This is a genomic window from Skermanella rosea, from assembly GCF_016806835.2.
GTDB classification, from domain to species: domain Bacteria; phylum Pseudomonadota; class Alphaproteobacteria; order Azospirillales; family Azospirillaceae; genus Skermanella; species Skermanella rosea.
Genome location: NZ_CP086117.1, coordinates 25,659 through 35,182, shown reverse-complemented (window position 1 = coordinate 35,182; position 9,524 = coordinate 25,659). Strand labels below are relative to the sequence as shown.

General features: G+C 65.4%; 8 protein-coding genes. 7 read left to right on the top strand and 1 reads right to left on the bottom strand.

The window, feature by feature from the left end; all coding sequences use genetic code 11:
• Nucleotides 1-105: 105 nt before the first annotated feature.
• From JL101_RS36460 to JL101_RS36440, 5 genes are read left to right on the top strand one after another with little or no spacing between them, the layout of a single operon-like run.
• On the top strand, nucleotides 106-453 hold the full coding sequence (locus JL101_RS36460) for a hypothetical protein (RefSeq protein WP_203104054.1): 348 nt from the start codon (nucleotides 106-108) through the stop codon (nucleotides 451-453).
• Between the two features lie 14 nt (nucleotides 454-467).
• Entirely contained in the window at nucleotides 468-725 is a 258-nt protein-coding gene (locus JL101_RS36455) for a hypothetical protein (RefSeq protein WP_203104052.1), read from the top strand.
• A gap of 10 nt (nucleotides 726-735) precedes the next feature.
• Entirely contained in the window at nucleotides 736-3,237 is a 2,502-nt protein-coding gene (locus JL101_RS36450; protein ID WP_203104050.1) for a VirB4 family type IV secretion/conjugal transfer ATPase, read from the top strand.
• A gap of 12 nt (nucleotides 3,238-3,249) precedes the next feature.
• Nucleotides 3,250-4,014, top strand: a complete 765-nt coding sequence (locus JL101_RS36445) for a hypothetical protein (protein ID WP_203104048.1) — start codon at nucleotides 3,250-3,252, stop codon at nucleotides 4,012-4,014.
• On the top strand, nucleotides 4,011-4,241 hold the full coding sequence (locus JL101_RS36440) for a hypothetical protein (protein ID WP_203104046.1): 231 nt from the start codon (nucleotides 4,011-4,013) through the stop codon (nucleotides 4,239-4,241). Before JL101_RS36445 ends, JL101_RS36440 begins: the two co-directional genes overlap by 4 nt.
• Nucleotides 4,242-4,439: 198 nt before the next feature.
• Here JL101_RS36440 and JL101_RS36435 read toward each other — a convergent pair whose 3' ends face one another.
• Complete coding sequence (locus tag JL101_RS36435) at nucleotides 4,440-5,024, bottom strand: recombinase family protein (RefSeq protein WP_203104566.1); 585 nt, start codon at nucleotides 5,022-5,024, stop codon at nucleotides 4,440-4,442.
• 212 nt (nucleotides 5,025-5,236) lie between these two features.
• Here JL101_RS36435 and JL101_RS36430 point away from each other — a divergent pair, with 212 nt between their 5' ends.
• Nucleotides 5,237-8,182 carry a Tn3 family transposase gene (locus tag JL101_RS36430; protein WP_203104564.1) on the top strand — a complete coding sequence of 982 codons (2,946 nt, stop codon included), beginning with the start codon at nucleotides 5,237-5,239 and terminating at the stop codon, nucleotides 8,180-8,182.
• A gap of 241 nt (nucleotides 8,183-8,423) precedes the next feature.
• On the top strand, nucleotides 8,424-9,515 hold the full coding sequence (locus JL101_RS36425; RefSeq protein WP_203104128.1) for a type IV secretion system protein: 1,092 nt from the start codon (nucleotides 8,424-8,426) through the stop codon (nucleotides 9,513-9,515).
• Nucleotides 9,516-9,524: the final 9 nt, after the last annotated feature.

Sequence of the window (9,524 nt, the reverse complement as noted above, 5' to 3'; positions counted from 1 at the left end):
GGGCATTGTGCCCCGCCCCAGGTTTGTTAAAGTTTCACAGGGGGCGGGGTATGGTGCCGCCGCTTTGTTAAAGTTTCACAGATCACTTGACCAGAGAGGATCATCATGAAGAAGCAGATCAAGACCGTTTCCGGCCACGTCGCCCGCTTCGGCGTCGCCGCTTCGCTCGCGCTGTGGGTCGCGACGGTCTCGCCGCCGGCCCATGCGGCGTTTCCGTTCCTTCAGGGGGTGCGGACCCTGATCGCGGACTCCGCCGAGCTGCTCGGCCTCTATATCGGCCTGCTGGTCGTCATCATCGGGATCTGCATCGGCGTCTACAAGATCGGCACCGGCCAGGGCGACGGCTTCAAGACCATGCTGATGGCGCTCGGCGCGGGCATCATCCTGGGCGGCCTGGTGCAGCTCGCGACCTACGCCTACGGGCTCGGTGGCGGCGGCGGGATCACGATCTGAGGGAGGGCGCGGGGGTGATTACCGTCAAGGTCAACAGCGGCGCTTTTCATCCCCCGCACATTCGCGGGGCGCCGGTGCCTGTGTTCTGGACGAACCTGGGCGTCAACATGCTGCTCGCCTACGCGGTCGGTCTCAGCTTCTGGCTGGTGCTGCCGCTGGCGCTGTTCGCCGCGGTTCACGCGGTGTTCGCCAGCGTTCGGGCGAAAGGCCCTTTCTACCTGCGTTTCCTGCTGCGCTCGACCTTCGGGCCGATCCGCCACCTTGACCCGTGAGGGCTGAAAAATGAAGTCGCACACATCCTTCGAGCAGGCCGGAAAGAAGTTCCGGGACGAGCTGCAATGGCATTATCTGCTGCATGGCCGCACCGTCAGCCTTAAGAAAACCGGCGGCTGGATGGCGGTCTACGAGTACCGAGGACCCAACCTGACGGCAGCGGGCGAACACGCCCGCGACGCCGCTTTCTTCGCGACCAACAACGCGCTGCGCAGGCTCGACAGCAAGCGATGGGCCGTCTATTTCCGCCATCACGTCGAACCGGTGGCCGAACACCCGGACACGGTCAGCGACAACCCTGCGGCCGCCCTGATCGATGACGAGCGTCAGCAGACGTTCCGATCCGGCGAGTTGATGCGGAACCGCTATTTCATCTGCTTCGTGTACCAGCCGCCGACCTCGATGCTGAACAAGTTCGCGAAGCTGGCGCGGCGGAACGACCCCTTCGCGAGCGGTCCCGAGTATGGCCGGGAATACGAGGCTTTCGAGGGGATCTGTGACGACATCACCGGCATGATGTCCTGGCTATCGAGCTACCCGAATTTCGTCCGGCGGCTTGAGGGCCGCGAGCTGCTCGAATTCCTGCACTCCTGCGTCAGCACGCGCCGGCAGCCGGTCGAGCCGTTGCCCTGGCCGGTCGATCTCGGCTGGATGCTCGTCGATCAGCCGTTCCTGGGCGGCATGTACCCGACCCTGGGATGGGAGTATCGCGACGAGGCCGGCGGGCTGCTGTGGTCCGATCTTCAGCATATCCGGGTGGTCACGCTGCGCGAGTTCGCCCCGAAACTGGCGATGGGCGTGTGGGATCGGGTCCTGAATTGCGGCTTCCCGCTGATCCGCTCGACCCGCTGGCTGCCGTCGAGCAAGTCCGAGGCCGACGCGGATCTGAAGAAGGCGTGGAACGCTTGGTACGAGCAGCGCCGGCCGATGATGGATCAGGCCCGCGAGGCGCTGAACCCGCACGGTCCGCAGTCCCAGCGCGTAAACCGCGAGGCGGTCCGCATCCTGTCGGAGATCGGCGAGATGCAGGACGAGTTGAGCCAGGGCATGGCGACCTGGGGCAAGATCACGTCCCGGATCATCGTCATGCATGAAGATCCGAAGGTGGCTTTCGAGCGGGCGAAGAAAATCGTCGAGATCGTCAACGCGGCGGGCTTCAGGGCTTACGTCGAGGATATCAACGCGGCCGAGGCGTTCATCGGAGCCATCCCCGGGCAGATGTGGCACGACGCCGAGACGCCGGGCGTGACCAGCGCCGCGCTCTCGATGATGGTTCCGGTGTCGGGCGTCTGGGATGGCCCGGTGCGGAACGAGCATCTGAACGGCCCGCCGCAGATCCTGGCCCGCACCAACGGCAACAGCCTGCGCCGGATCAGCTTCCATTACGGCGATCTCTCGCACATGGCGCTGGTCGGCGAGTCGGGCGGCGGCAAGACCTTCGGGCTGAACCTGATCGACGCGCAATTCATCGCCCGATATCAGTATGCCGGCGTCGCCCGGTTCGATCGCAAGGCGGGCGGCAGGATCGCGGCGCTGTGTCACGGCGGGGCGATCTTCGATCCGACCGTCAGCGGCGTTCAGCCGTATCGGCACCTGGACAGCGCCGAGGAACTGGACAGCGCCCGCGATTGGACGATGGACGTCCTGCTCGACAACAACACCGAGAAGGCCAAGGAGCCGGAAGTCGTCAACCGGGTTCACGAGGCGCTGGAGCAGCTCGCGACCAAGCCGCCCGAGCGGCGCGATATGGCCTCGTTCGTCATCGCGCTTCGCCACAAGTGGGCGCGCTCCGTCATGGATCAATTCACCCCTGACGGTGCCTATGGCCGGTACTTCGGCGGCATCGTCGCCTATCAGCCGAACCCGGTATGGCAGAGCTTCGAGCTGGACAATCTGCTTGGCGCTCCCTCGGTCCTGGGGCCGATGATGACGTGCCTTGCCCGCATGGTCGATCGGGCGCGGCTGAACCGTCCCTACGCCGAGGGCTATGACGAGCTGTGGATGCTCCAGGGGCCGTTTCGCGATCGGATCGAGGCTCGTGTCCGGCTGGCCCGGTCGTGGAACGTCGGCGTTCGGCTGGCGACTCAGAGCGTGTTCGATCTGAAGACGCGGGCGGGCGTGATCGAGCAGAACTGTCCCAACCGCCTCTATGTCGCCGGCAAGCGCATCCGGGGCGTGACGGACGGGGACGGGACCTTGGCCGAGGATGTCCTGATGCGGTTCGGCCTGACGTCGGAGGAAATCGACGTGCTGGAGCAGGCGGTTCCGAAAAAGCATTACATCCTGCAAGGCCCTGACGATACCGCCCTGATCGACTTCATGGTTCCCCGAGGCGGCGTGACGGCGGCGATCTGCAACACCGGGAACGACGTGGCCTTCGCCCTGGCGCGCGAGGTCATCGAGGAGTTCGGCCAGCAGGACTTTCTGCGCGGCTGGCTGATCCGTCACGGTCTGCATGATGCGGCCGAGAAGGTCGCGCGCTTCGGCCTCGCAGCCGTCGCCGCCGAGTAGGAGGAAGCAGCCATGAACGGGCTTCGTCTCGCAACCGTCGGCGCCGCCCTGGCGCTGATGGTCGCGATCTCACCCCACAAGCCGGCGCGGGCCGTCGTCTGCGGCAACTGTGCCCAGGAGATCACCCAGATCCTGAACCATGCCGAGCTGGTGTTCCAGGCGGCGAAAGCGGCCGAGGAAGTCGCGATCGCGGTCAGGAACATCCAGGCGCTCGGCCAGAACTTCGGCCCCGACATGGTGCGCTCGATGGCGGTCGTTCGCGACGCGCTCGGCACCGTCCAGCGCGTCACCTATCAGGTCGGACAGGCCGAGGAAGCGTTTCTGAGCCGGTATCAGCAGGCGTTCGGCATCGCCGGCGTGCCGGACGGCATGTTCGCCACGTCCATGTCGCAGGTCTATCTCGACAGCCGGGACGATATGACCGCCGCCATGCAGGAGAGCGTTCGTGTGCGCTCGATGGCTGCGGAGGCGATGAAGCTGCAACAGGCCGCGGACGAGGCGGCCGGCGCAGCGTCCCAGGCCGCCCCCGGCATCCTGCACGCGCAGCAGGCCGGGAACGCGCTGATCCAATCGACGAACGCGCGCCTCTCGACGATGCAAAGCACGCTGATCGCCTATCACGAGTCCCAGGTCCGGGCGCAGCGCGACGGCGTGCTTGAGCAGATGGTGTCGGACGTCGCGCATGCGCGGAACATGAGCTGCTTCGGCGAGGGCAAGTCGGGGGTCGTGGTCGATCCTTGGGGCCTCGCCGCGTCAATCAGGAGCACCAGGCCATGATGAAGGAAGTTCTTATCGTGCTGCTTCAGTGGGTCGATCCGAGCGTCCAGGTGTGCGCCCCGGTCGAGGCCCCCGAAGCCGTCGAGCGGGCCGACGAGCGATCGGCGCGGGCGATGGAGGACATGGGCAAGCCGCAGCCTGGGCGGATCGTCGATCCCTGGGGATCGCTCTCCGACGCGCAGCGCGAGGCGCTGGAGCGCGGCGCACGCCGCAGCGGGGGGCAGTGATGGACGCCGAATTCATCGACCAGTTCGGCCTTTCCGTAACCTGCGTGCCAAAAGTGCCGATCTGGAAAGCGTTAGATTTCAATGGGTTGCGCCAGACCTGTTCGTGTAACCCTATGATATCATGAGAGATTCAGCTTTTTCATTTGATCGTGAGGCCCCGGGGCGGCCATTCCATCGCTGAGAATTCGGCGCAGTGGCTCAGGGATCGGATTTTGCGTCCGGTGGAGTGCCCCGTGCCGCGGAGGCAATCCGGCTGATGGTGGCTCGATGGACCCGGAAGAGGCGGGCGACATCGGCTCCGGTGCGACCGGCGGCGAGCATCCCGAGAATCTCGGTCTTTTGGTGTGCCAGGAGCTTCGGACGCCGTCCGCCCTTTCGGCCGCGCTCGCGGGCCGCCCTCAGACCGGCGCGGGTTCGCTCCCGGACCATGGCACGCTCGAACTCGGCGAAGGACCCAAGCATCTGCATCATCATGCGTCCGGCCGGACCGGTGGTGTCGACCGCTTCTGTCAAGGAGCGGAAGGTGGCACCCGCCGCGTCGATCTTCTCCAGGATATGCAGCAGATCCTTGAGCGAGCGTGACAGGCGGTCGAGTTTCCAGACGACGAGAGCATCGCCGTCGCGCAAATGGTCGAGGAGGCGATGTAACTCGGGCCGATTCCACCGGCCGCCGGAGGCTGTCTCCTCGTAGACGCGCGTGCAGCCGGCCGCCTTCAGGGCACTGACCTGGGCGGCGGTGTCCTGATCGTCGGCCTTCGACACGCGGGCATAGCCAAGCAGCATGGCAGGTGTCGCAAAATCCTGTTGCCTTTGACTGCGATTTGGCAACAGGATTCCGCACAGCACAAGCCCTTGTTTCTGCTTGTCCCGGGTTTCCGCTGCGCAGACGATCGTTTGTGAATCATCGGGAATGGCAATATCGACGACAGTCGTCTGGCCGGCGGTGACACTCTGATCAGGGGGACGCAGCGATTCCGGATCCTGTCGCCAGCCCGATGAAGAAGGGTCCGATGAGTCGGTGGGAACATCGATATCTCGGTGAGGACAGGTTTCCCGCGACGCTGTCGGCGCTCGAGATCGAGCATTTCTTCACTCTCGACGAGGGCGAGCTGGCTTCGGTTCGAGAGCGCCGGGGACCCTTGAACCGGCTGGCGCTCGCCCTCCAGGTCGGCTTCCTCAAGATGACCGGCCGTACCCTCAACTCCGTTGAGCTCATTCCCTCGGGGATCCTCGATCATCTCGGCCGGCACCTCCATTGCGTGCCGCCGCGGATCGCCTCGGTCCGGGCGTTCTATCGCCGGCGCCCCCGGACCTTGTTCGAGCATCATGAAGCAGCGCTCCGGCTGCTCGGACGTACCGTGCTCACCCCTCATGCCGGGCGCGGGCTCGTGGCCTATCTTCGCCGGGAAGCGGCAGTGGTGTTCGACCATGACGACCTGATGGCACGGGCCCGCATCTGGCTGGTCGAGCATCATTATCTCCTGCTCCGTGAGCGGGACATCCGGCGGCAGGTGATCGCCGCGCGGCGGCACCACGAGCAGGCTCTGTTCAAGACCATCGCTGCGGCGGTACCGGCGGCCGAGCGCGAGACCTGGGTGTCGCGGCTGCTCGCGCCCGTCGAGGGCGGTGAGATCGGCCACGTCGAATGGCTGGGTGCCGTGCCGTCGAGCAAGGGCGCCAAAGGCCTCGAGGAGCAGATCGAGAAAGTCGGTTTCCTCAAGGAATTGGCCGCGAACCGGCTCGTCCTCCCCGATCTGCCGCTCGCAGGGCTGGAGCATTTCGCCAAACGGCTGATGTCGCGCAAGCCCGCGGCGTTGGCGCGGATCAAGGACCCGCATCGAACAATCGAGGTCGCCTGCTTCCTGCGCCTCACCCTGCTGCGTGTGACGGACGCAAGCCTGACGCTTCTCGATCACCGGATCGCAGCGCTGTGGCGCGACGCTCGGGAACGCGCCGCGGAAGCGCGGGCGAGCCGATTGCGACGGTTCCGTCAACTGCTCGGCGATCTCGCGGGGCTGGCGGGTGACGAAACGCTCGAGGTCGCCGAATTGCGGTCGCGGCTGCGCGGCCTGATCGCGCCCTTCGAACCGGAGCGCGCGGCGACCCAGGTCGACGCCGTGCGCCAGGAACTGGGGCGCAAGTCCCAGCAGCTGGCCCGGCTCCTCAAGACGGCGCGTGCGGCGGAATTCGTGATCCCCGCCGACCACCGGCTCGCCGCCGCTCTTGCGACGCTCGATTCTGTCGCCGCGTCGTCCGCCACCACCTTGCCAGGCGGGATCTCCCAGCCGTTCGGTCCGTCCTGGCAGGGTCTGATCAATCAGCCGGATCGGGTGGCCGCACTCGGTTGCTTTCGCGCGGCAACCGTGATGGCCCTGAAGCGGGCGGTTCGAAACCGGTCGGTCTCGGTCGATCACAGCCTGTCCCATCGGGCTCCCGAGGACAAGCTGATCCCCCTGAAACTCTGGCAGCGCGACCGGGCGCGCTTCATCCGTGACCTCAACCTGCCGGACAGCGCAGAGAAATATCTTCAGCGTCTGGAAGCGGGCCTGGCCGCTGGACTTGCCGCCTTGGCCGAGGCTGTCGAGGCTGGCACCGTCGCCATTGAGGGCGACGAACTCCGGGTCCCCCGGCGCAAGCCGCAGCCAAAGGATCCGCGCGTCGAAACGGCGCGCCGGGTGCTCGGGCGTGCCGTCGGTGACGCCCAGCTTCCGGAAGTCCTGATCGAGATCGACGGCCTGACCCGGTTCTCCTGGGTCCTGCTCGGGCGTCCGGCCCGGTCGGAGCAGGAGTTGGTGACGCTCTATGCCAGCCTGCTCGGGCTGGGCTCCGACCTTTCCAGGGCCGAACTCGTGCGCATGGTGCCGTCAGTCGCGGCCGACAGCCTCGCCCAGATGGTGGTGAGGATCGAAGCGGAGGGAAGGTTTCGCGCGGCCAATGACGCGGTGCTGCGCTTCATGCGTCAGCATCACATCGCCACCCTGTGGGGACGCGGCCTGTTTGCGTCCGCAGACATGATGAGTCTCGAGGCGACGCGCTATCTCTGGTCGGCCCGGCTCGACCCGCGACGGCGAACCTATGCGGTCGGAATCTATGCCCATGTGCTCGACCAGTGGGGCATTCTTTATGATCAACCGATCGTCCTGAACCGCCGGCAAGCGGGCGCCGCCATCGAAGGCGCGTTGCGCCAGCGGCAGGTCGATCAGCTCAAGCGCGTTGCGGTCGACACCCATGGCTTCACGCATTTTGCGATGACGCTCGCCAAGGTGGTGCAATTCGATCTATGCCCGCGACTGGCCGGGCTGAAAAAGCGACGGCTCTATCTGCCCAAGGGGCTCACAGTTCCGGAGATCCTGCGGCCGATCGTGGCCGAGACCGTTTCCCGCCGCGCGATCAGCCGGGGTTGGGATGGCTTGCTCCGGCTCGGAGCCTCCGTCAAGCACGGCTGGTACCCGGCGACCGAGGCGCTCGACCGCTTCGGCTCGGCCGCCGCCGGCGATCCTGTTTACGAAGCCGGTGACGCCCTGGGAAAGCTGCTGCGCACCCTCTATCTCTGCGACTATCTCAGCAACCCGGTATTCCGGACGGAAATCCTCGATCTGCTCAACCAGGGCGAGGCCGTCCACAGCCTGCAGCGCGCCATCCATAACGGCATGATCCCGGCGAAACACGGCCGCACGACCGAACAGCTCGGCGCCATCTCGGGGGCGCTCACCTTGCTCGCGAACATCGTCATGGCCTGGAATACCCATCGCCTCCAGGCGGCGATCGACCTGGCCCCGGGCGACCATGCCGACGATGTGTTGAGCCGTCTCGCACCGATCGGACACAAGCACATCAACATGCGCGGCATCCTGACGTTCGATCTCACCCGGTACGGATCGAGCCTGCTTCGCCAGACGCCACAGGCCGCCCAGGACCGTTCATCGAGCGAAAAAAGCTGAATCTCTCATGATATCATAGGGTTACACGAACAGACCCGGCGCAACCCGTTGAAATCAAACGCTTTCCAGATCGGCACTTTTGGCACGCAGGTTACGGAAAGGCCAGTTCTATAACCTGTTCATCCAGGCGATCACGGTCGGGATGGTCGCGCTCTCCGGGTGGGTGGCGCTCGCGATGATCGGGATCTTCATGGTCCGGTTCTTCTACGTCGTGACCGGGTTCATGGAGGGCCGCGAGAACATGATCGGCATCGCGGTTTCCCATCTGCTGCCGGTCATTCTCCTGAGCTGGATCTCGGTCGAGTGGGTGACGATCAATCGCACGCTCGCGGCCGGCGCGATGGAGCTTGGACAGGTCGCGTCGGGCAATCAGGGCCACGTTCTGGCGCTGTTCAAGATCTCGGAGATCGTCATCAACGGGTTTCGGCTCGTCAAAGCGATCTGGGACTACATGGCGACCCTGGCGACCGGCCCGATCAGCGCGGCGAAGAATTTCTGGTTCCTGGGCTACTACCTGGGCGCATCGGTGATCATCATCATCGCTCAGTTCTACGTGGCCTATATCATCTTTCGATCGAACATCGAGTATGCGCTGCACTCCCTCGTCACCCTGGCGATGCTGCCTTTCGCCGGGGCGGGACAGACGGCATGGGTGGTCCAGAACGGGATCGGAGGGTTCGCCGCCCATCTGGTCAATCTTCTCATGCTCTCGGTCGCGGTGAACATCGGCCAGCCGTTCATGGAAAGCGCGATGCTGGATACCGAGCCGAGCTATCAGCAGGCCGGTTTGATGGCGGGCGCTGCGGTCATGTATGCCGGCCTCTGCTTCATCATCAGGCTCGCGAGCCAGGGCTTTATCAACGGCGGTCCCGCGCTGCATGGCGGGGGCGGCGTCGGCGGTGCCGTCATGGGTCTGCTCAAGGGCGGGCTCGCCGGCATGGCGTTCCAGCTCACGCGGGGGCACCAGCAGGACCGGCAGCGCCGAGCGGCGCTCGACCATCAGCCGCAGGGCGGAATTTCCGTGCCGGCCAGCGGGTCGGCCGCGTCGAATGTGCTCTCGGGCCGACAGTGGAATGACACGCCGTCGCCCTATGGCGCGACGCTGAAGGAGGCGAAGGCGGGATACCGGCAGGCGTTCGAGGCGAACGTGTCGAGCACGCCGAACCTGCCGAACGGCTTCGCCGATCAGGTGCGCGCCGACTTCGACAAGGTGAACGCCCAGGCCGGGAAAAGATCCGCGGATCTGCTTCGGCGCGGGTATTGGGAAAGTTTCGGGTTCGGTCATAATGAAGCTCGGGGCCAGCAGAACCAGCCCCGGATCAGCAAGCCGTAAGGAGAAATC

Excerpts from the sequence above, each read along its gene's own strand:
- JL101_RS36460 (WP_203104054.1), top strand. The coding sequence starts at position 106 with ATGAAGAAGCAGATCAAGACCGTTTCCGGCCACGTCGCCCGCTTCGGC.
- JL101_RS36450 (WP_203104050.1), top strand. The coding sequence starts at position 736 with ATGAAGTCGCACACATCCTTCGAGCAGGCCGGAAAGAAGTTCCGGGAC.
- JL101_RS36445 (WP_203104048.1), top strand. The coding sequence starts at position 3,250 with ATGAACGGGCTTCGTCTCGCAACCGTCGGCGCCGCCCTGGCGCTGATG.
- JL101_RS36440 (WP_203104046.1), top strand. The coding sequence starts at position 4,011 with ATGATGAAGGAAGTTCTTATCGTGCTGCTTCAGTGGGTCGATCCGAGC.
- JL101_RS36435 (WP_203104566.1), bottom strand. The coding sequence starts at position 5,024 with ATGCTGCTTGGCTATGCCCGCGTGTCGAAGGCCGACGATCAGGACACC.
- JL101_RS36430 (WP_203104564.1), top strand. The coding sequence starts at position 5,237 with ATGAAGAAGGGTCCGATGAGTCGGTGGGAACATCGATATCTCGGTGAG.
- JL101_RS36425 (WP_203104128.1), top strand. The coding sequence starts at position 8,424 with ATGATCGGCATCGCGGTTTCCCATCTGCTGCCGGTCATTCTCCTGAGC.